Origin of the sequence: Bordetella tumulicola (assembly GCF_965138755.1) — a bacterium.
Classification (GTDB): domain Bacteria; phylum Pseudomonadota; class Gammaproteobacteria; order Burkholderiales; family Burkholderiaceae_B; genus Bordetella_A; species Bordetella_A tumulicola.
On sequence record NZ_CBCSFP010000001.1, the window covers coordinates 886364 to 907053 of the forward strand.

The 20690-nt window shown below is 59.5% G+C and carries 16 protein-coding genes and 2 pseudogenes; 6 read left to right on the forward strand and 12 right to left on the reverse strand.

Translation table 11 applies throughout. The features are described 5' to 3' along the window. Positions 1-79 precede the first annotated feature (79 nt). From ACNAZS_RS04095 to ACNAZS_RS04105, 3 genes are all read right to left on the reverse strand, one after another. Positions 80-2722 carry an AAA family ATPase gene (locus tag ACNAZS_RS04095; protein ID WP_415786406.1) on the reverse strand — a complete coding sequence of 881 codons (2643 nt, stop codon included), beginning with the start codon at positions 2720-2722 and terminating at the stop codon, positions 80-82. Continuing rightward, positions 2719-3837 (reverse strand): metallophosphoesterase family protein, encoded by a 1119-nt coding sequence (locus ACNAZS_RS04100; protein WP_415786408.1) that lies wholly within the window; start codon positions 3835-3837, stop codon positions 2719-2721. The genes ACNAZS_RS04095 and ACNAZS_RS04100 overlap by 4 nt, the downstream gene beginning before the upstream one ends. Positions 3838-3919: 82 nt before the next feature. Continuing rightward, positions 3920-5227 carry a D-amino acid dehydrogenase gene (locus ACNAZS_RS04105; RefSeq protein ID WP_415786410.1) on the reverse strand — a complete coding sequence of 436 codons (1308 nt, stop codon included), beginning with the start codon at positions 5225-5227 and terminating at the stop codon, positions 3920-3922. Between the two features lie 138 nt (positions 5228-5365). On the opposite strand from ACNAZS_RS04105, the gene ACNAZS_RS04110 reads away from it, so the two are divergent. From ACNAZS_RS04110 to ACNAZS_RS04120, 3 genes and pseudogenes are all read left to right on the forward strand, one after another. Next, on the forward strand, positions 5366-5836 hold the full coding sequence (locus ACNAZS_RS04110; protein ID WP_415786412.1) for a winged helix-turn-helix transcriptional regulator: 471 nt from the start codon (positions 5366-5368) through the stop codon (positions 5834-5836). 27 nt (positions 5837-5863) lie between these two features. Next, positions 5864-6514 (forward strand): annotated as a pseudogene (locus ACNAZS_RS04115) (DUF502 domain-containing protein); the annotation flags it as partial. 254 nt (positions 6515-6768) lie between these two features. Then, positions 6769-7347: a restriction endonuclease gene (locus ACNAZS_RS04120; RefSeq protein WP_415786414.1), complete on the forward strand. Its 579-nt coding sequence runs from the start codon at positions 6769-6771 to the stop codon at positions 7345-7347. A 47-nt stretch (positions 7348-7394) separates the two neighbouring features. Here the strand turns inward: ACNAZS_RS04120 and ACNAZS_RS04125 are convergent, their stop codons facing one another. The 6 genes from ACNAZS_RS04125 to ACNAZS_RS04150 form a co-directional block, all read right to left on the reverse strand. Further along, positions 7395-9125, reverse strand: coding sequence for an ABC transporter substrate-binding protein (locus ACNAZS_RS04125; RefSeq protein ID WP_415786416.1), 1731 nt, complete (start codon positions 9123-9125; stop codon positions 7395-7397). Between the two features lie 93 nt (positions 9126-9218). After that, complete coding sequence (locus tag ACNAZS_RS04130) at positions 9219-9527, reverse strand: DUF2160 domain-containing protein (RefSeq protein ID WP_415786418.1); 309 nt, start codon at positions 9525-9527, stop codon at positions 9219-9221. A 15-nt stretch (positions 9528-9542) separates the two neighbouring features. Then, positions 9543-10355 (reverse strand): carbohydrate ABC transporter permease, encoded by an 813-nt coding sequence (locus tag ACNAZS_RS04135; RefSeq protein ID WP_415786420.1) that lies wholly within the window; start codon positions 10353-10355, stop codon positions 9543-9545. Further along, on the reverse strand, positions 10348-11229 hold the full coding sequence (locus ACNAZS_RS04140; protein WP_415786422.1) for a carbohydrate ABC transporter permease: 882 nt from the start codon (positions 11227-11229) through the stop codon (positions 10348-10350). The genes ACNAZS_RS04135 and ACNAZS_RS04140 overlap by 8 nt, the downstream gene beginning before the upstream one ends. Continuing rightward, positions 11226-12395, reverse strand: a complete 1170-nt coding sequence (locus ACNAZS_RS04145; protein WP_415786424.1) for an ABC transporter ATP-binding protein — start codon at positions 12393-12395, stop codon at positions 11226-11228. Before ACNAZS_RS04145 ends, ACNAZS_RS04140 begins: the two co-directional genes overlap by 4 nt. Further along, entirely contained in the window at positions 12395-13471 is a 1077-nt protein-coding gene (locus ACNAZS_RS04150) for an ABC transporter ATP-binding protein (RefSeq protein ID WP_415786426.1), read from the reverse strand. The genes ACNAZS_RS04145 and ACNAZS_RS04150 overlap by 1 nt, the downstream gene beginning before the upstream one ends. Before the next feature lie 136 nt (positions 13472-13607). Between ACNAZS_RS04150 and ACNAZS_RS04155 the strand changes: the two genes are divergently transcribed. The 3 genes and pseudogenes from ACNAZS_RS04155 to ACNAZS_RS04165 all read left to right on the forward strand — a co-directional run. Next, positions 13608-14042, forward strand: a 435-nt coding sequence (locus ACNAZS_RS04155) for a DeoR/GlpR family DNA-binding transcription regulator (protein WP_415786428.1), incomplete at its 3' end; no start/stop codon positions are given. Positions 14043-14048: 6 nt separating this feature from the next. Next, positions 14049-14405 (forward strand): annotated as a pseudogene (locus ACNAZS_RS04160) (DeoR family transcriptional regulator); the annotation flags it as partial. Between the two features lie 48 nt (positions 14406-14453). Continuing rightward, a complete protein-coding gene (locus tag ACNAZS_RS04165; protein WP_415786430.1) occupies positions 14454-16061 on the forward strand; it encodes a glycerol-3-phosphate dehydrogenase/oxidase in 1608 nt (535 codons plus the stop codon). A gap of 98 nt (positions 16062-16159) precedes the next feature. On the opposite strand, the gene ACNAZS_RS04170 is transcribed toward ACNAZS_RS04165, so the two are convergent. From ACNAZS_RS04170 to ACNAZS_RS04180, 3 genes are all read right to left on the reverse strand, one after another. Continuing rightward, positions 16160-18256 carry an ankyrin repeat domain-containing protein gene (locus tag ACNAZS_RS04170; RefSeq protein WP_415786432.1) on the reverse strand — a complete coding sequence of 699 codons (2097 nt, stop codon included), beginning with the start codon at positions 18254-18256 and terminating at the stop codon, positions 16160-16162. Positions 18257-18536: 280 nt separating this feature from the next. Beyond that, complete coding sequence (locus tag ACNAZS_RS04175; RefSeq protein WP_415786434.1) at positions 18537-19484, reverse strand: ankyrin repeat domain-containing protein; 948 nt, start codon at positions 19482-19484, stop codon at positions 18537-18539. Beyond that, complete coding sequence (locus ACNAZS_RS04180; protein WP_415786436.1) at positions 19484-20563, reverse strand: ankyrin repeat domain-containing protein; 1080 nt, start codon at positions 20561-20563, stop codon at positions 19484-19486. The genes ACNAZS_RS04175 and ACNAZS_RS04180 overlap by 1 nt, the downstream gene beginning before the upstream one ends. Positions 20564-20690: the final 127 nt, after the last annotated feature.

Genomic DNA, 20690 nt, shown 5'->3' on the forward strand with positions numbered 1-20690 from the left:
TATCAGATTCCTGTAAGGTTCGCACAGCGATCCAGGCAATTTTTGCGGTTGATAGGCACTTTAAGGTGCATTTTTCGTGTCAATTTGAGTGAGTTAGGGGCACGGGGCGTATCGGTACTCCCATATCCTGCCAAGATTCGGCGTGGCAGGTCAGCAGCAACACCTGGTGCCGAGAAGCGGCATCGTATAGTGCACGCTTCATCAACTCGCGCCGATCCTGATCGGCATGTACCAGCGTATCGTCCAGCACCAACAGGGTCGGCCGGCCCGCTTGCTGCAATAAATCCGCATAGGCAAACCGCGCCAATACGCCGAGCTGCTCGCGCGTCCCAAAACTCAGGGTGTCCAGGGCTTCCTGCGCCTCGGCCCCTGCTCCTCGCAACACGGCGGCAGGCATCAAGGCATCGTCCAGACGCCATCGCGCCCCCGGAAACAACAATCCCACATAGTGCTGCAGACGTTGCGCCAGCGGCTCAAGCAGACGCTGGGTCGCCGTCGCGCGCCGCTCTCCCAGCAATTGCCACAGCAAATCCAGCGCCTGGGCGCGTGTGGTGAATTCGTCACGCCGACGGGCCAGACGCTGCGCTTCGGCCTGCGCCTGGAGCAATTGCTCTCCCAATCCGTGCGCTTGCGCCTGCTCCAGCTTGCCCTGCAACTGGAGCAATTCGGCGTGACGGCGTTGCTGCTCGTCCCGCAACAATCGCGCCGACTGCTCAAAACGCTGGGCGTCTTGTTCAATCAGCTCAGGTTGCTGGGCCTGCAACGCTGCCTGCACAGTCTGGCAACGCTGCGCCAAGGTGTCGCGCGTGGCGCGCGCCTCGACCAACCGAGCCCCGCGCTGCTCGCGTTGTTCGACACGACTGGCAGTGTCGAACTCAGCCTGCCGGGCCGTCCATTGGGCTTGCAAGACCTGCGCCGTCGCCTGCTGCGTATCCAGCGCCGTCCGCGCGGTTGTCACGGTGCGATCGGCGTGCTCCGCCTCGACCTTTGCCGTCCGCAGCGCCTGCTGTGCCTGGATCAGATCAACGGGGGTGTCGACGTCCGGCAAACCGGCCAGCTGCGCTTCGAGCTGTGCCCGACGTGCCTGCGACTGGGTATGCGAGGCACGCAGCGACTCGATACCCTCGGGCGCCTGAATGCGCAGCGTTTGCCGCGCCATGTCCAGTTCTCGACGGACCTGTTCATAGGCGGCGGCACGCGTCTCGGCCTCAGCCAGCGTGGCCGCCCCAAGGCCAGCCAGCAACGCCTCGCGCTGTGCGTTCGCTTTGTGTAACTCAGCCAGGACGGCGGGTAGATCTCTGCCACCCGGCTCGATGCGCAAGCGTCCGACCCCGGGTATTTGTACGTCAGTCGCCTCGGTCAGCAATACCTCGCCCGCCCCCGCCAGTGTCTGCGCCGCGACCTGCAATGTCTGCCCCGGGGTCAGGTCGTGCAGCACACGCGTCGCGCCGGCGTGCTGCTGAATCTGCAGTTGCACCAGATGCTGCTCGAGTTTGCGCAGGCTGCCCAGTGCCTTGTCGTCGATGACAGACTGGGTCTCGGCGGCCTGCAGGCTCTGCACCTGTGCCGCCCACTGCTCCGCCTGGGCAATGCGCTCCTGGCCGTGCTGCAGTTCCGCTTCCAGCCGCGCGATTTGTGCCAGGCAATCCTGTCGCTGGGCCGCCTGCTGCGCCGCCACCACCTGGGCATTGCCCTCGGCCAGTCGTTCGGCACTGCGTTGCTGATGTTGCTGCGCGCGCGCCAGTGCCTCGCGTGCCGGCGACAGACGCGCCGTCGCCGCCTCGGCCTCGGCCTGCGATGCACGCAACGCAGCCGCGTCCCGCTGGTCCCGTTCCACCTGCTCATGCAGCAGGGCCAGCGTACTGTCCGCCTGCGTCAGCTCACGCTGCAGGCCGGTCAGCGCGTCCCGCTCGCGACTGATTTCGTTCAAGCGAGCCCGGGCCTGCGCTGCCCGTTGCTCCATCCCAAGCCAGGGCTGGTCATGCTGCGCCTTGTCGTACTCGCGCCGCAGCACCGCCAGACGGTCAACATCCGCATCCAGCGCCTGCTTGGCGGCTGTCAGCGTCGCGACGGTCTGCTCGGCACGCTGACAGGCGTCTTCCGCCTCTTTATAGGCCCCCTTGGGCCGGCCACTGCGCCCATCGCGCAGCGTGGCGCGTTCGGACTCGACCCGCTCGTACAGCGAGTCGCCGTCGGCCGAGGTGAGCTCGCCCGTCAAGCGCGTCAGCGCATCGCGGACATGACTTTGGGCATGGACGGCGGGTTCGAGCAGATTCTGCCCCGCACCTTGCTCTATCCATAACAGGCCCGGGATGCCGCCATGTTCCGCGCGACTGCCGCCCTTGGCGGAGAACTCAAACCCCAGCAATGCGGCCAGAGCGTTCTCCGCCGCTTCGCCTTCGTGACGCGTCGCGCCCTCATTGATCAACAGTTCGCAACGGGCTCGGCTGAGGAATGACTTGCGCAACAAATACTGTTGATCGGCATGCTCGAATGCAATCTCTACCGACGGCCGGGCGCCCGACATCCCCCACGGTGCCAGATCGGCGACCTTGGTCGTTTTGTAGCGTTCTAGAAATGCCGCGCGAATGGCGATCGCAATGGTGCTCTTGCCAGCCTCATTAGGCCCGGCGATCACATTCAGGCCATCAGCCAAATCGTCCAGGACGACCGGATCACGAAATTTGCGGAATTCCTCCAGAGCGATACGGCGCAGTTTCATGGCGCCGCCGTCCGTTCGCGCTGGAATTGCACCAGCAGCCGCAAGGCTTGACGCGCAACCGCTGCCTGCGCGGGATCGTCCTGTAGCGTTTGCAACTGCGCAGCCACCTCACTCACGTAACCGCTGGCGCCCAAGGTCAGCAGATCCTCGGCATCGGGCGCGAGCGATAGGCCGTCGGTGTCGAGCAGCAAGGCACGACTACGGGCCATTGCCCGCGCGACGGCGTCTTGCAGGGCGTCCCAGGCCTCAAGCGGCAACTGCCCCGCGACCTCCAGGCGCAACACATCCTCTGCGTCGATTTCCTGTAAACGATGCGCCAACGACTCGGCATCAGAGCTTAACTGCAGCGATTCGTCCCATAACGCCCACCGATAACGACCGACAGGCAAGATCGCAACCGCCGGCTCGGCACCCGGGCCGGATAGTGTCACGTCCAGCACGCTCCCCGATGCATTCGCCCGAAAGCGATCTGGCTCCGGTGTGCCGGCATACCAGGTGCGTGCATCGATCTGCAGGCACCCATGCCAGTCGCCTAGCGCCAGATAGTCCAGCCGCGAGCGACTCGCCCGATCCACGGCGATCGGATTGGCGGAATCCACGCTGTCGGGCAACCGGCCCGTGATGCTGCCATGGGCCAGCCCCACCCGCAGCCGACCCGGCGCAGTTTCCAGCGTGTCAAAAACGGCCGTTGTATCGTCGTAGGTGTGCCGCTGGGTCAGGGGCGCGGCCAATACGGCCAGATTCAGCGTCGGAAGATCGACCACGCCAGGTTGCAAGGGGATATGCACATTCGGCCCAATACAGCCTAGTTGGCGCGCACGCGACCAGACGCTATCGGCCAACGCTGCGTCGTGGTTGCCGGCAATCATGACCCATGGACCGGTAAAGGCAGACAGCGCATCGAACAAACGCCGGATCGTGCGATCCGACACGGCTTGCGTATCGAACACATCGCCCGCCACCAACACCGCATCGGCGTGGCGCTCGGCCGCCAGCGCCGCGATGCGTGCGACGACGTCATAGCGCGCCTCGGCCAGCATGGCCGCGTCGTCAGTATCGAACTGACCGTATTGCCGCCCGATCTGCCAGTCGGCGGTATGGATGAGATGCGTCACGAAACCCCTGCTAGTGCCTGCGCCATGATGGCGATCATGGGGAATTGTGGCACATCGCGGGGCCGCGGCGAGCGCGGCAGATTCAGGCTGCCGAATGCTCCCCGAGCGCCAGGCGCGACTGACGCACCCGCGAGGCGCCGTAACGCGACAACGCCAGATCGTCAGCCCGGATCGTGGGCGGCTGGCCGGTCACCAGGTCGGCCAGCAGCTTGCCCGAACCGCAGGCCATGGTCCAGCCCAAGGTGCCGTGCCCCGTGTTCAGGAACAAGTTGGCATAGCGCGTCGGACCGACAATCGGCGTGCTATCTGGCGTCATGGGGCGCAGACCCGTCCAGAACTCCGCTTTGGTCACATCGCCGCTGCCGGGATACAGATCATTGACCACGTATTCCAGGGTGCGACGACGCGCCGGGTTCAAACGCAGATCAAAACCGGCCAACTCCGCCATGCCGCCAACGCGGATACGGTTGTCAAAACGCGTTACCGCGACCTTGTAGGTTTCGTCCAGCACCGTCGACACCGGGGCAGCTTTCGAATCCCGCAGGGGGATCGTCAGCGAATAGCCCTTGACGGGATAGACGGGCAAATCCAGTCCCAACGGCCGCAGGAAACCACGCGTATAGCTGCCAAATGCCGCCACGTAGCGATCAGCCGTCAGCGTCTCGCCGTCGACTCGAACCCCGGTGATCTCGCCGCCGGCCATTTGCAAGCCCTCGACATCCTGCCCATAGCGAAACTCCACGCCCAGTCCCGCAGCCAACTGCGCCAATTGACGGGTAAAGAGACGGCAATCCCCGGTTTCGTCATTGGGCAGGCGCAGGCCACCGACCAATTGTTGAGAGGCGTGCGCCAAGGCAGGCTCGGCGGTTTGCAGGCGATTGCGGTCAAGCAACTCGTAAGGCACGCCGCAGGCCTCCAGCACCTGGATATCGCGTTGCGCGGCCTCGTATTGAGATTCGGTGCGAAACAGCTGTAACGTGCCGCGAGTACGCTGCTCGTATTGAATCCCGGTCTCCGCGCGCAAATCGCTCAGGCAATCCCGGCTGTACTCGGCCAGGCGCAGCATGCGTTCCTTGTTGATCGTGTAGCGGGCGGCCGAGCAGTTGGCCAGCATCGCGGCCATCCAGCGCCATTGATACAGCGTGCCGTCCGGCCGGATCGCCAGCGGCGCATGCTCTTTCTGAAACATCCACTTCAGGGCTTTGAGGGGGATCCCGGGCGCCGCCCAAGGCGTGGAGTAACCCGGCGACACTTGGCCGGCGTTGGCATAGCTGGTTTCACATGCCGCCTCGGCCTGGCGGTCGAGAACCGTGACTTTGACCCCCTGACGGGCCAGGTAATACGCGGTTGTCGTACCGATGACACCACTGCCCAGAACGATGACGTGCATGAAATTCCCCTGCTGCAGACGATTTAAACAAATGAATCGATAGTCTAGGATTGAATAAGCAGTGGAAATCACTAAAATTATTGGTTCTAATTGGTTTTTATACTGATACCAGCGGCTAACCGGCCCTCTCAGAGCGAAATGCGCGAACTTGATCGTATCGACTTGAAAATCCTGGATATTTTGCAACGTGATGGGCGGATTTCCATCACCGATCTGGCCGAGCGCATCAGCCTGTCGGCGACGCCCTGCTCCGAGCGCGTCAAGCGCCTGGAACGCGAAGGCGTCATCACCGGGTATCATGCGCGCGTCGACCCTGCGGCGTTGGGTCGCAATTTATTGGTATTCCTGGAAATCAAGTTATCGGCAAAATCAGGTGATGTCTTTGACAAGGTCAAACAGGAATTGCTTTACGTCCCCGAGGTCATGGAATGCCACTTGGTCTCGGGTGATTTTGATTATCTGGTCAAGGCACGCCTGACCGAAATGAATGAATACCGCCGACTGCTGGGCGCGATTCTGAAACGCCTGCCGGCGTCGGCCGAATCTCGCAGCTATGTGGTGATGGAAGAAATCAAGGAAACCTTGTACTTGCCCGCCGTCGGCCATTAATTACGCATTACCGGAGATCCACACCCCATGACGCGCCTGTATCGATATTTTTTCCGCGGGCTGATTACCGTCCTGCCGATTGTGCTGACGCTGTACCTGCTGTTTGTGTTCCTCACCTGGACCGAAAGAGCCGCGCTATCGCTGCTCAGTCCGTTTATCGGTAGTTTTTATATTCCCGGCATGGGATTGTTGCTGGGGATTCTGGGCATTTTGCTTATTGGCTATTTAGTCTCGAAAGAGCGCGTGCAAAAGATCTTTCATTTCGTGGAGATGCCGTTTACCAACATCCCGGTAATCAAAAGCATTTATTCGTCGCTCAAAAGCTTTGCGGATTATTTTTCGCCCAGCGCTAAAGCCGACACCCAGCACGTCGTCGTGCTGCGTATCCCAGGCCAAGCACTGGAACTGGTGGGTCTGATCACTCGACGCAGCACCGAAGGCTTGCCCGAGGGATTTTTGTCCGGTGACCGTGTCGCCGTTTACTTGCCCATGGGTTACATGATCGGTGGCTATACCGTGTTCGTCCCGACCGACTGGGTGCAACCCATCGACATGTCAGTCGAAGAAGCCATGCGTGCGTCGCTGATTGCCTGGATGGCCCAATCGTCAACATCAGGGCGCCCTGTGCCGCCCACCGCGCCTGTGGCTCCAACGAATCCGGGGGCTTTTGCAGCGCCTGTAACGCCAGCAACGCCTGCGACACCTGTAACGCCTCCAACTTCGACAACTCCCGCGACGCCGACAACTCCAGCAACGCCTACGACTCCACCGCCAGCGCCAGAGACGCCACCAGCCGCGCCGGCAACGACGCAGTCACCTACCCCGCCCTCTGACACGCCCAAATCCTAAGTCTTCTGTCCTAAGCCTTTTCAAGCCTTCTATCTAAGCTTTTTATCTAAGCCTTTTATTCACTTCGCTGCCCAGGATCCCCCATGAAATTCATGGCCAAAAACTCTCTCTTTGCCATTTTGCTTCGATCATCATGGTGGATCAGCATGCTCGTCGCGGCGGGACTGGTATTAGTGGCGGTTGCGGTCGTGCCGCCAGCCTACGCGCCCTTTCCGATTTTTGGCGCCATCCCGTTTATCGTGATCTCCGGCGTGGCCGCCTGGAAACAACGCAACAAGCCTTCGCAGGCCCGCATCGAGGAAACGAGCCAGGCTCTGTCCGTGCTGTCCTGGTCGGCTTTTGCCGATCAACTCGAAGCGGCCTTGCGCAAAGACGGTTGCGAGGTCAAACGCTTAAAAGGCTTAAAGGGTGATGCCGCCGACTTTGAAGTCACGCGAGCGGGCAGCGGCCGGGCGCTCATGTCAGCCCGGCGCTGGAAAGCCGCCCACACCGGCGTCGAACCGCTGCAGCGCCTGCAGGCCGCACGCGCCGAAGCCGGCGCCAACGAGGGTATTTATGTCTCGCTGGGCGCCGCTTCGGGTCCCGCATTGGCCTATGCCGCGCAGAACAACATCCAGATCATGGATGCCCAGGCGCTAGCCAAACTCTTTCGCCATCGATAACAGCCGGAGCCAATGCCTGCGCAGTTGGCAACCGGCCCCCCCTTACATCAACGAACCTTGCCCTCCTTCCAGGCCTGCAGCAACTGATCGTACGGAATGGTCTGGCCCTGAGGTTTTTCGTTGGCCAATTTCTTCCATGGCGCATGCTCGTCCGATAGCCACTTGGCGGGATCGCTCTTTTTGTTGAGCTTGGGCGCACACTGCGCCATGCCCGCGCGTTCCAGGCGCGCCATCACGCGATCCATTTCCTCGGCCAGATTATCCATGGCCTTTTGTGGCGTCTGCTCACCCGTCACGGCGGTCGCGACGTTCTTCCACCACAACTGTGCCAGCTTGGGATAGTCGGGAACGTTATTGCCCGTCGGTGTCCAGGCAACGCGTGCCGGGCTGCGATAAAACTCGATCAGGCCGCCATAGTTGTCGGCATTCTTCGTGAAGTAATCGCTGTGAATATCGCTATCGCGAACAAAGGTCAGGCCGGTGATCGATTTTTTCAACGACACGGTCTTGGCATTCACGAACTGGGCATACAGCCATGCGCCTGCCAGACGATTGGGATCGGTGGATTTAAAGAACGTCCACGAGCCCACGTCCTGGTAGCCGTTTTGCATACCCTCTTTCCAATACGGGCCATAGGGCGACGGCGCCATCCGCCACTTGGGCGTGCCGTCCTCATTCACCACCGGCAACCCCTTCTTGGTCATATCGGCGGTAAAGGCCGTATACCAGAAGATCTGCTGCGCGATATGGCCTTGCGCGGGCACCGGTCCGGATTCCGAGAAGGTCATGCCCATAGCCTGCGGCGGTGCGTACTTCTTCATCCAGTCGATGTACTTGGTCAGGGCATACACTGCCGCCGGGCTATTGGTCGCCCCGCCTCGCGACACCGACGCGCCGACTGGCGTGCACTTGTCGTCGGCCACGCGTATCCCCCATTCATCGACCGGCATCCCGTTGGGCAGCCCCTTGTCGGCGGCGCCCGCCATCGACAACCACGCATCGGTAAAGCGCCAGCCTAATGACGGATCTTTTTTGCCGTAATCCATGTGGCCATAGATCTTCTTGCCATCCAATTCTTTCACATCATTCGTAAAGAAATCGGCAATGTCCTCGTAGGCGGACCAGTTCGTGGGCACGCCCAGGTCATAACCGTACTTGGCCTTGAACTTGTCGCGCAAATCCTGGCGGGCAAACCAATCGGCGCGAAACCAGTACACATTGGCAAACTGCTGGTCCGGCAATTGATAGACCTTGCCGTCGGGCGCGGTCGTAAATTTGAGACCGATGAAATCTTTCAGATCCAGATCGGGGCTGGTCCATTCCTTGCCGTCCCCATCCATATAGTCCGATAAGGGCAGAATGGCGCCATAACGGTAGTGTGTGCCGATCAGATCCGAATCCGAAATCCAACCGTCGTAGATCGACTTGCCCGACTGCATGGAGGTCTGCAGTTTTTCGACCACATCGCCTTCCTGGATCAAGTCATGATTGACTTTGATCCCGGTGATTTCACTAAAGGCGCGAGCCAGAGTTTTGGATTCGTACTCGTGGGTCGTAATGGTCTCGGACACCACATTGATTTCGGTGACACCTTTGGCCTTGAGCTTGGCCGCAGCATCGATAAACCATTGCATCTCGGCCATCTGCTTGTCCTTGGACAGCGTCGAAGGCTGGAATTCCGAGTCGACCCATTTTTCCGCCTCGGGTACGCCCGCCCAGACGGTTGAACTCCCGATCAATGCAATAGCCGCAGCCATCGCTTGCAAACGCAATTTCATGACCTTCCTCCTCGATGAACCTTCCCTTTTATGCTGCGGACCTGGGCCTGGGAAGCTACCGGCCGGCGGTCATTTCGCTACAACATTTTTTAATTAACCCTTGCGCATCACCCATGCCAATACCAGCAATGACACGGCAAAACCGATCCAGAGCGAGGGCGAATCTTCCAACCCAAACCAATCCATCATTTTTTCGCCCAGCCCGACATAGGCCAAGTTGATCCAGGCCATGATCATCAGGCCGATAAACAATCGATCACCTCGCGTCGTCGCGATCGGCAAAAAGCCTTTGCGCAACGAGGTGGGCGATTTCAGCTCCCATACCGTCATGCCGACCAGCATCAGCCCAATGCAGATAAAAAACACCGCGACCGGCGTCGTCCATACCATCCACTGCAACATGGTGCGCCCTCCTCGCTAAACCCGGCCCATCGCAAATCCTTTTGCGATGTAGTGCCGCACAAACCAGATCACGATTCCCCCGGGCACGATGGTCAGGACGCCGGCCGCCGCCAATACGCCCCAATCCATCCCCGATGCCGATACCGTGCGTGTCATCGTCGCCACGATGGGTTTGGCATTGACCGAGGTCAACGTGCGCGCCAACAGCAACTCGACCCAGCTGAACATAAAGCAGAAGAACGCCGCTACCCCCACGCCTGCCTTGATAAGAGGCAAAAAGATCGTCAGAAAAAATCGCGGAAACGAATAGCCATCGACATAGGCGGTCTCATCGATCTCGCGCGGCACGCCCGACATGAAGCCTTCCAGGATCCACACAGCAAGCGGCACGTTAAACACCAGGTGCGCCAACGCCACTGCCAAATGCGTATCCATCAGCCCCAGCGAGCTATACAACTGAAAGAACGGCAACAGGAACACCGCGGGCGGTGTCATGCGATTGGTCAGCAACCAGAAGAACACGTGCTTGTCGCCAATGAAGCGATAACGGGAAAACGCATAGGCAGCCGGCAACGCCACCGCCAGCGAAATCACCGTGTTGATCACCACATAAATCAGGGAATTGATATAGCCCGAATACCAGGCGGGATCCCTGAAAATAGTGAGATAGTGTTCAAACGTGAAATCGTTCGGCCACAACGTCAGCGTACTGACGATCTCTGTATTGGTCTTGAACGACATGTTCAACATCCAGTACAGCGGCAGGATGGCAAACGCCAAGTACAGCACCAGAAAGCCCGTGCGCCAGGCCCAACCCCGCTTATCCATGAATGTCCTCCTGCTCGTTCGTACCCGCGCGCTGCATCCAGTTGTACAGCATGAAACACAGCAGCAAAATAATCAGGAAATACACAATCGAAAACGCGGCGGCAGGCCCCAGGTCAAACTGGCCCACGGCCTTTTGTGTCAGGTACTGAGACAAGAACGTCGTCGCGTTGCCCGGGCCACCTCCCGTCAACACAAAGGGCTCGGTATAAATCATGAAGCTATCCATGAAACGCAACAACACCGCGATCATCAAGACCCCGCGCAGCTTGGGCAACTGGATATAACGGAACACCGCCAGACGCGTCGCCCCATCAATGCGCGCGGCCTGGTAGTACGCCTCGGGTATCGCGCGCAACCCCGCATAGCACAGCAGCGCCACCAGCGGCGTCCAGTGCCACACATCCATGGCCAGCACCGTCAGCCAGGCGTGCAGGGAGTTGCCGGTATAGTGATAGTCCACACCCAACCACGTCAGCGCAGCGCCCATCAGCCCGATATCCGTGCGACCAAACACCTGCCAGATCGTGCCCACGACGTTCCAGGGAATCAGCAGCGACAAGGCGATGATCACCAGTACCGCCGAGGCGCGCCATCCCGTCGCCGGCATGCACAACGCCAGCAAAATACCGAGCGGAATTTCAATGGCCAGCACCGCCAGCGAAAATCCGATCTGTCGCAACAAGGCGCTGTGGAGCTCTTCGTCCTGCAGCACCATCGCATACCACTCCGTGCCCACGAACACGCGGCGATCGGGTGAAAAAATGTCTTGCACCGAATAATTGACGATTGTCATCAGCGGCAAAATGGCGGAGAACGCCACGCAGATCACGACCGGCAACACCAGCAGCCAGGCACGCTGATTGATGGGCTTCATAGCATGCGCTCCTCGTTTCGATAGAAGCAGGTATGCGGATTCAATAACGGCAGCCAGACCGTATCACCCACCGCGACCTCACGGCCGACATCCGCGCGAGCGCGCAACACCATGCCCTGAAAATCGCAGGTCAGCAGCAGATAGGTTCCCAAGTCCTGGACCCGAGACACCTGGGCCGGCACCGCGCCTGGCGTCCCGGCCTCGCACGGATGCAGATATTCGGGCCGCACACCTAATTGCACAGCGCCGGCCTCGGGCAGCACACTCGCCATCGAGGGCGACAGCCCCTCATTGGATAACGGGCCAGTTGATGCGTCGTGCCGCGATTCCGTCACGCCGGACCATGCCAAAGGCGACGCCGACTCCGGGCTCCACAAGCGATAGGCGCCGACCATCAACGCCCCGTCTTGCCATTGGGCCGGCAGAAAATTCATCCCCGGCGAGCCGATGAAATGGCCCACGAACGTATGTGCGGGACGCTCGAACAAGTCTTCGGGGCTGCCGATCTGCACCGCCTTTCCCTTTGACATCACGACCACCTGTTCGGCAAACGTCAGCGCTTCGGTCTGGTCATGCGTGACGTAGATCAACGTCAGCTTGAGTTCATGATGGATCTCTTTGAGCTTGCGCCGCAATTGCCATTTCAGATGCGGGTCAATCACAGTCAACGGCTCATCAAACAACACCGCCGATACGTCGCTGCGCACCAACCCGCGGCCCAGGGAAATTTTCTGTTTGGCGTCGGCGCTCAACCCACTCGCTCGGCGGATCAATTGTCCCGACATGTCCAGCATCTCGGCGATGCGCCCCACGCGCTCTCGGATGTGCGCTTCTGGCATCCCCCGATTACGCAAGGGAAAAGCCAGGTTGTCAGCCACCGTCATGGTGTCGTACACCACGGGAAATTGAAACACCTGGGCAATGTTGCGCTGCTGCGGCGTCAACGCCGTCACATCACGACCGTCAAACAGGATTCGACCCTGCGACGGACGCAATAGTCCCGAAATGCAGTTCAGCAAGGTCGTTTTTCCGCAGCCCGATGGCCCCAGCAGCGCATAGGCGCCCCCATCGCGGAAAGTGAAACGCAGAGGCAGCAAAGCATAGTCGTCATCCGATTGGGGCTGGCTGACGTATGAATGGGCCAGGTCCAGTTCAATCGCAGCCATCAGGCAGCCCCTGCGGCACTGCCGGTCGTCAGCAATTGTCCGCCCGCATCAAAGGCATACAGGCTCGCGGGATCAAAATACAGCGTCAAGGTGTCCTCCAACTCGTAGCGGTGCACACCCGCTAATTGCGCCACCACCGGTCCCGCCGAGGTTTGCGCATGCACATACGTATCCGACCCCGAGATCTCGGCCAGTTGGACCACCCCGGGCAAGGCCACCCGTCCCGTGCCGGGTTCGGTGCTAAAGGCGCCGGCCCGCAAGCCCGCCGTCATCGCCGGCTGGCCATCTGCGTCGGGTAGCCGACGCGCCGCCACCACACCGCCCTGAAGCACGATGCCGCCTTCCTGGCGTTGGGCGGCAAAGAGATTCATGGGCGGGTCACTGAATACGCGCGCCACGCGCAGCGACGCGGGTCGGTGAAAGACCTCTGCCGCCGGGCCGTACTGCAAGAGCTCGCCCGCATCCATCACCGCCGTATAGCCGCCCAGCAACAGGGCTTCGGCCGGCTCGGTGGTGGCGTACACCACTGTCGAGTCCCCCTCGGCAAACAGGCTGTCGAGCTCGTCGCGCAACTCCTCGCGCAGCTTGTAGTCCAGATTGACGAGCGGCTCATCAAGCAGCACCAATGGCGCCTGCTTGGCCAAAGCGCGAGCCAGGGCGACGCGCTGCTGTTGCCCGCCCGATAACTCGGCCGGATAGCGTTTCAGAAAGTGCTCGATGTGCAGGCGTTCGGCCATCGCCTGGACCTGACCGGCGATATCAGCCTCGCCGCGCAACTTCAGCGGCGACGCAATGTTGTCGTACACCGACATCGAGGGGTAATTGATGAACTGCTGGTAGACCATGGCCACATTGCGGCGCCTTACCGGCACGCCCGTGACATCGGCGCCATCGACCAGGACCCTGCCCGACGTGGGGCGATCCAGCCCCGCCATCACACGCATCAACGAGGTCTTGCCCGCCTGGGTCACCCCGAGCAACACCGTCATTGCGCCAGGAATCGGGGACAGACTCATCGGATACAGATGGGTTTGCGACCCCGCACGCAGGGAAATCTGGTCCAGCATTAACTGCATCGTGTTCCTCCAAGTGGACAGATGCGCTGCACTTTCGTTATTTATTTGTATTTTTGCGTTTTACCCAACAAACGAAAGAAAAACAATCGTGCACTGCGTCATTTTATTTTCGATTTTGTTGTTTTATGATGTCGGCATGATACTGAACCCTCGTCAAACCGCACTGGTCGAGCTGGTTCGATCCCAGGGATCGGCCAGCATCGAGTCTCTGGCCCGACATTTTGATGTCACCCTGCAAACCGTGCGGCGTGACGTCAATCTTCTCGCAGAAGCCGGGTTGCTGTCACGCTTTCATGGTGGCGTCCGTATCGAGTCGTCCACCATCGAGAACATCGCCTATCGCAAACGCCAGGGCCTGCATGCCGAGGCCAAACAGCGCATCGCCCGCGCGGTCGCCCAGGCCGTGCCCGATGGCTGTTCGCTGATCCTGAATATTGGCACGACGACCGAGGCGATCGCCAGAGAATTGTTGCGTCATCGCGGACTGCGTGTCATTACCAACAACCTGCACGTTGCCGATATTTTGTCGGACAACGTGGATTGCGAAGTCATCATCGCGGGCGGCGTCGTGNGCTCNCGCGACCGGGGTATTGTGGGCGAAGCCACCATGGACTTCATCCGCCAATTCAAGGTCGATATCGGCCTGATCGGTATTTCCGGTATCGAAGCCGACGGCACTTTGCGCGATTACGATTTCCGCGAGGTCCGCATCGCCCGCAGCATCATCGAACAATCACGCGAGGTCTGGCTGGCGGCCGACAGCAGCAAATTCGAACGCCAGGCCATGGTCGAACTGGCCCATATCTCGCAAATCGACCGGTTTTTTACCGATGCCCATCCGCAGGCGCCTCTTGCCCAGGTCCTGCAAGAATCCGGCGTTCGCTGCGTGATCGCCGAAGCGCCTGTCGAACCTATTCCCGGTGCCTCGTTGTAACTGCCGGCTCTGCCTTCGCGCCGCCCCTCCTTCCTCTTATCAAGCACCATGAACTCGACGCCCGTTCCTAAGCCCATCCCCAACCGCCATACCCTGCTCAACACCATGAATGACCGCGCGGTCTGGGACGTCGTCGTGATCGGTGGTGGCGCAACCGGCCTGGGCACTGCGGTCGATGCCGCAGCACGCGGCTACCGCACCTTGCTCATCGAGGGCGAGGATTTCGCCAAGGGCACCTCCAGCAGAGCCACCAAACTGGTGCACGGCGGGGTGCGTTACCTGGCCCAGGGCAATATCAGTCTGGTGCGCGAGGCCCTGCATGAACGCGGCCTGCTCAATCGCAATGCGCCCCATTTGGCCTGGCCGCTGGGTTTCGTCGTGCCGGCCTATGGCTTGTTTGATCAGCCGTTCTATGGGGTCGGCTTAAAGATGTACGACCTGCTGGCCGGCAAGCTCAACCTGTCGCCCAGCCGCTGGTTGTCAAAAGACGAAACACTGGCGCACGCCAGCACCGTTGCCCCTACCGTGGGAGGGCGAAATCTGCGTGGCGGCGTGCTGTACTACGACGGTCAGTTCGACGATGCGCGATTGGCGACGGCGCTCATGCGTACGCTATTCGATCTGGGCGGCACGGCCATCAATTATGTCCGCGCAACGGGCTTGATACGCAGCAACGGCAAAAGCGCCATCGAAGGCGTCATCGCACAAGACACGTTCAGCGGCACGGAATACCCCTTGCATGCGCGCTGCGTCGTCAACGCCACGGGCGTATGGGTCGATGCCGTGCGCCGCATGGATGACGCCCAAGCCCAAACCATGGTCGCGCCCAGCCAGGGCGTGCACCTGACGCTGCCACGCGATTTCCTGCCGGGCGACAAAGCCATCCTGGTCCCCAAAACTGACGACGGGCGCGTGCTCTTTGTCGTGCCATGGAACGGTCACACGATTGTGGGCACCACCGATACGCCGCGCGACGACTTGCCCCTGGAGCCGAATGCGTCGGACGCTGACGTGGATTTCATTTTGCAAACGGCGGCCCGCTACTTGAGCCGCAAGCCGACACGCGCGGACGTGACCAGTGTCTGGGCGGGCCTGCGCCCACTAGTCAAGGCCCCAAGCGACACCGCCACGAAAACCCTGTCGCGCGAACACACGGTTGTAGTCTCGAACTCGGGCCTGGTCACCGTCACGGGCGGCAAATGGACGACCTATCGCAGGATGGCGCAGGACGTCATCGACATCGCCATTACCCACCAGCTCTTGCCACAGGCCCATTGCCGCACTGCGGATCTGCCGCTGCATGGCGCCGGCCCTGTAGGTGCGCCAGGCGCCCCTGCCCGTGGTACGCCCGACAGCTATTACGGCACCGATCTGCCGGCATTGCGCGCCCTGCCCGGCATCGAACACATCCTGGTCAAGGCCAGCGGCCTGACCGAAGCCCATGTGCGCTTTGCCGCCCGGCATGAGCTAGCCCGCAATGTCGAAGACGTCCTGGCCCGCCGTAATCGCGCGCTGTTCCTGGATAGTGAATCCGCCATCCTGGCCGCCCCCGAGGTGGCACGGATATTGGCCGAGGAGCTCGGCCTGGATGCCAACTGGCAACGTGCCACACTGGAGGCGTTTGAAAAAACCGCGGCGCATTATCGGCTCAGGTGATCGGGTACCAAAGCACCAAAGCGGCCCTCGCGAGGGCCGCGTCAGAGACTGATGAAATCCTCGGTACGATCAGGTTGGATGCCTCTGCGGATTTCACATTACCCTCGTGAATCACTCGCGAAACCGGTGACGTGTAAGCCCAGTCGAACACGCTGCGCCTGGTCGAAGCCCCACTGTGGATACAACTTCTCAAGGACTTTTTCGTCCATAGCCTCGAGTCGGGCACCGGCCTCGAACAGCCTATCGAACGTCGCCTTGAATGCGGTGGAATGCCACCCGTAGCTGCTTTGATTATCACTGAGGTGAAACATCACCGTACGCCCCTCGTTATCACGCGCGTTGACATCTGCAGCGTTGGAAAGCAGGACTTCTACCGCGTCAGGGTTTCCGCTCTGAATGGCGTGTACCAAGGGGCTAAAGCCGTTAACGTCTTGCGCATTCACATCGGCGCCGCTCTCGCAAAGCGATCTGACACCTTCGTCGTCGCCTTGCCTTGCCGCAAGGTGCAGCAGTGTGCGCCCCTCGTTATCTGCCAACCTGATATCGGCTCCCATGCTGATTAAGTGTTCTACCATACCCTTATTGCTAGCGTCATAGGCTGCCATCACTGCTGTCCGCCCGTCCTCATCACGCGCGTTTACATTGGCCCCGTGTGTGCACAGCAGGTCGACAAGCTCCTCATCGTCGTCCTGTACTGCCAAGCTGAGCGGGGTCTGTCCGGCATGGTTCGCCAACGAGGCATTCGCGTGCCCTGTTTTGATGAGAATTTCTGCGATCTTGAGGTAACCGCGGTTGATCGCAACGATCAACGCCGTGTTTCCGTTGCGGTCTTGTCCATTCACGATCTGGCTTGCATCGCCCCTAAGCAAGTCCTCCACCTCAGACATCTTCTTCGCCATCGTCGCCCGAACGAGCGGGGGGGACGTATCGTAGTGGCCTATATTTCGGCTCTCTACGAACAGAGCCCAAGGGATCTTCTGGGACGGATCTGGTGCGTCAGTTTCTGACGAGAGGACGTCCAACGACGTCTTCGCTTCGTCATCGAGCCTCGCGTCTATCGCCTGGTGCAACAATGACGGGTCGTGGTTTCTTGGCAAGGAAATCAATTGGTCAGTGTGCTCCTGATGATCTGGCACGTCAGGTTCTGACAAGAGGACGTCCAACGACTCCTCTGCTTCGCTATCGGGCTCCGCGTTTACCGCAAAGTCGAAGAATGGCGGGTCTTGTTGTTGCGACACGGCAATCGATGGGTCAGCGCGCTCATGGTCAAGCGCATTCATATCGGCGCCGTGAGCGTGAGGCTCGGCGATCAGGTTCCGGTCGCCGGCCTTTACCGCAACCTGCAGCGGTGTGTCTCCCTGGTCATTCAGCGTCTCGATATTGGCGTCCGGGTTCTTGAGCAAGTCTTTTGCAGCCTGTACATCGTCGCGCAGTTTGACTGCCATCGATGCTGCCTGCTCATGCTTGGCCAGCGCGCTTACACCGGCCCGGCTTGCGCGAAACGCATCGGTAACCAGGGCGAGAAGTTCTGGATCCGCCCGCTCTCTTGCCAAGCTGAGCGCGGTCTCTCCGGCACGGTTCGCCAACAAGACATTCGCTTGTCCTTCAGTGATCAGCACTTTCGCGATGTCGAAATAACCCCGGCGGACCGCCGCCATCAACGCCGTATTTCCCATCTTGTCTTGCACGTCTACGCTCTGGATTGCGCCGGCCCCAAACAAGGACTTCACCAGATCCACAATCCCCGTCATCGCCGCCCAGATGAGTGCGGTGCACCCTCTGGCATCCGTCGCGTGGGGGGAGGCGCCAGCACTCGCCAGCGTCTTGACCATTTCTATGTTCTCCCTTTCAACGGCGAGAATCAAAGGGGTCTTTCCGAACCGATCAGGCGCGTCAATTTCTGACGGGATGAGCTCCAACAACGTCTTTGCAACTTCATTGAGCCCCGCTTTTATCGCCTCGCCCAATAATGGCGGGTCTTGTTGTTTCAACGTCGCAATCAATTGATCTGAGCAGTTTCTAGAAAGGACACCGATTTCGGCTGCGATACTATGGTCTATTGCCCGCATTGTCTCGGACTGAGTCTCGGCGCCACTCAGTTGCGTGACTCTGGCGATGACATTGTTGATTTCACTCTGTGCTTTGTCGTCGTGCGTTCCTGACACGAAACGGCTCACATAGCTGATCGGATTCATAAAACATCCTTATCTGGGATCGATTGCAAATTTGAGGGGATGTTGTTCTCGCCCGGGATGCTATGGACGAATCATGCTTTGTCCCGTTGTCCCGGACAGGAGACAATCGGGGTCAACGATGATGTATGTCACCGGACCAAGCTGAATTGGTCATGACAGCCTCCGCTCAGCTTGTGATGCTCATCGTAGGTAACAGAGAAAACCGTTTCGTTCCCGCTTTTTACCCATACGCAGCTTGCGTCTGGCCACTCATCGGGCCGGACTCATGCAATAGCAACAATTACATAGCCGTTGTGTCGCCCATAGCACGAAGAGCGGCGACGCCCAGACACGCGAATGCGCGCTCATATTGCCCGTCGCTAAACGATTCTTTACAAGCAACTAAATAATACGGAATCGTACGCTTGTCGCGATCACGCACGTTGGCGTCCGCCCCATTGAGCACCAAGGCGACGATCATTTTGAGGTTTCCCGCCTGGATGGCGCGTATCAAGGGACTAAAGCCTTCAGGGTCTGGCGCATTCACATCGGCGCCGCTTGAGCAAAGCGGGCCGATAAGATCTGTATCCCCCCGTCCTGTTGCCAAGCTGAGCGCGGTATCTCCGGCATGATTCGCCAACGAGACATTCGCGTGCCCTTCCCTGATCAGCATGGTTGCGATCTCGAGGTGGCCCCGGCTGATCGCGGCCATCAACGCGGTATTTCCCGCGTTGTCCTGCGCATCCACGATCTGGATTGCGCCGGCCCCAAACAAGGACTTCACAAAATCCACGATCCCCGTCATCGCCGCCCAGATGAGCGCGGTGCATCCTCTGGCATCTGTCGCGTGCACGGAGGCGCCAGCCCTCAACAGTGCCTCGAAGATTGGTTTGTTACCGCTTTCTGCGGCGAGAATCAGAGGAGTTTTCCTGGACGCATCACGCCCTTCAATGTCTGACGGGACGAGTTTCAACAACGCCTTCGCGACCTCATTGAACCCCGCCTTTATCGCTTCACCCAATAATGGCGGGTCTTGTTGTTTCAACACGGCAATCAATTGGTGAGGGTGCGCTTGATAAAGAGCATCGATTTTTCCCGCAGCCTCGCTGTCTCTTTCGTGCAGTGCTTCGGACTGGGTCTCGCCGTCCAATTGTTCCTTGAGATTGGCGATGGCCTCGTTGATTCCACTCCGGTTTTTGCCGTCGTTCGTTCCATACACGAGACTGCTCACATAGCTGATCGGATTCATCAGGTTTTCTGGACGTCGATGCTGGACGCCTGGGGAACATTTACGGGTTTCTCTTTCTGCTCGATATTTAGCCCCGCTAGTTTGAGCATCTCACCGTCAAGACTATCCAAATCCAGTAGTTGACCGACCAGCGCAATATCCATGGAGTATGGTCGAGCACCCGCGTCGCGCAGTTCTTTGACAGTCTCACGATTGTTGCTAGAAATCGCATGAAACAAGGCGGTACGTCCCTGCTTATCTTTCATATCGATATCGATATTCTCTTCTTTCATGTACTCAATCAGGAAACGCACGGCTTCCGTGTTACCTGACCGGGAGGCCAGCGCTATCGGCGTGAGACCCTCATGGTTCTGCGCACTCAGATCAGTCCCTTCGTTGTAAAGCCTGTGGGCAATACTTCTATTGAAAGCCGGCTGGCTCGCCATCAGGCCCAAGGCCGTGTCTCCATCTTTGTTGGTCAGCGTGACATTCGCTTTGGCGTTATTAAGCAATTCGTATATCAGCGATATGCTTGATTCGAGACCCTCGCTGCCTCTGGTGTGATCCTTCATATTCATAACGGCAAACATCAGCGCAGTGTTCCCGCCTTTATCTTGTACATCCACGCTAGGAATGGCCCCCGCACCCAACAGGGATCGCACCAGCTCCACAATGCCGCTCAAGACCGCCCACATGAGCGCGGTACATCCTGTGGCGTCTACCTTCTGCATATCCGCGTTGCCTGATAACAGTTCCCGGACGAGATACTCGCTGCCTTGCTTGGCCGCAAGCATCGACGGCGTAAGCCCATCGCTATTTGGGGTATCGATCTCGAACGGGATTATTTTCAGCAGCGTCGACACCGCGGACTCAAGGTTCTTTTCCACGGCTTCGCACAGTGGCGGAGTTTCTCGCCGTTTCAGCGCCGCGATCACTTCATCGGGGTGCTCTTCAAACATCTCATCGATGCTCGACACATACTCCTCGTCAAACAGATACTTTATAGCCTTGTTTATGTCCTCCTCTAGCTCCTGATTTTGCTGATCGTTGTTTCCAACAACATAGTTATACGCGGCTCGAACGGGATTGAAACTCGTCATGACGACCTCTATTTAAGGTGTGATAGTCATCGTAGGTAACACCGCATAGGGTTTCGTTCCCGTTTTCTCCCGGGGCGCGGCTCCGCGCCTTATGATCCAGACGGCGTATCATTCATTCACTTCACCG

Bases quoted from the DNA above. Each gene is read 5' to 3' on its own strand.
- ACNAZS_RS04095 (WP_415786406.1), bottom strand. From the start codon at position 2,722: ATGAAACTGCGCCGTATCGCTCTGGAGGAATTCCGCAAATTTCGTGAT.
- ACNAZS_RS04105 (WP_415786410.1), bottom strand. From the start codon at position 5,227: ATGCACGTCATCGTTCTGGGCAGTGGTGTCATCGGTACGACAACCGCG.
- ACNAZS_RS04110 (WP_415786412.1), top strand. From the start codon at position 5,366: ATGCGCGAACTTGATCGTATCGACTTGAAAATCCTGGATATTTTGCAA.
- ACNAZS_RS04120 (WP_415786414.1), top strand. From the start codon at position 6,769: ATGAAATTCATGGCCAAAAACTCTCTCTTTGCCATTTTGCTTCGATCA.
- ACNAZS_RS04125 (WP_415786416.1), bottom strand. From the start codon at position 9,125: ATGAAATTGCGTTTGCAAGCGATGGCTGCGGCTATTGCATTGATCGGG.
- ACNAZS_RS04130 (WP_415786418.1), bottom strand. From the start codon at position 9,527: ATGTTGCAGTGGATGGTATGGACGACGCCGGTCGCGGTGTTTTTTATC.
- ACNAZS_RS04135 (WP_415786420.1), bottom strand. From the start codon at position 10,355: ATGGATAAGCGGGGTTGGGCCTGGCGCACGGGCTTTCTGGTGCTGTAC.
- ACNAZS_RS04140 (WP_415786422.1), bottom strand. From the start codon at position 11,229: ATGAAGCCCATCAATCAGCGTGCCTGGCTGCTGGTGTTGCCGGTCGTG.
- ACNAZS_RS04145 (WP_415786424.1), bottom strand. From the start codon at position 12,395: ATGGCTGCGATTGAACTGGACCTGGCCCATTCATACGTCAGCCAGCCC.
- ACNAZS_RS04150 (WP_415786426.1), bottom strand. From the start codon at position 13,471: ATGCAGTTAATGCTGGACCAGATTTCCCTGCGTGCGGGGTCGCAAACC.
- ACNAZS_RS04165 (WP_415786430.1), top strand. From the start codon at position 14,454: ATGAACTCGACGCCCGTTCCTAAGCCCATCCCCAACCGCCATACCCTG.
- ACNAZS_RS04170 (WP_415786432.1), bottom strand. From the start codon at position 18,256: ATGAATCCGATCAGCTATGTGAGCCGTTTCGTGTCAGGAACGCACGAC.
- ACNAZS_RS04175 (WP_415786434.1), bottom strand. From the start codon at position 19,484: ATGAATCCGATCAGCTATGTGAGCAGTCTCGTGTATGGAACGAACGAC.
- ACNAZS_RS04180 (WP_415786436.1), bottom strand. From the start codon at position 20,563: ATGACGAGTTTCAATCCCGTTCGAGCCGCGTATAACTATGTTGTTGGA.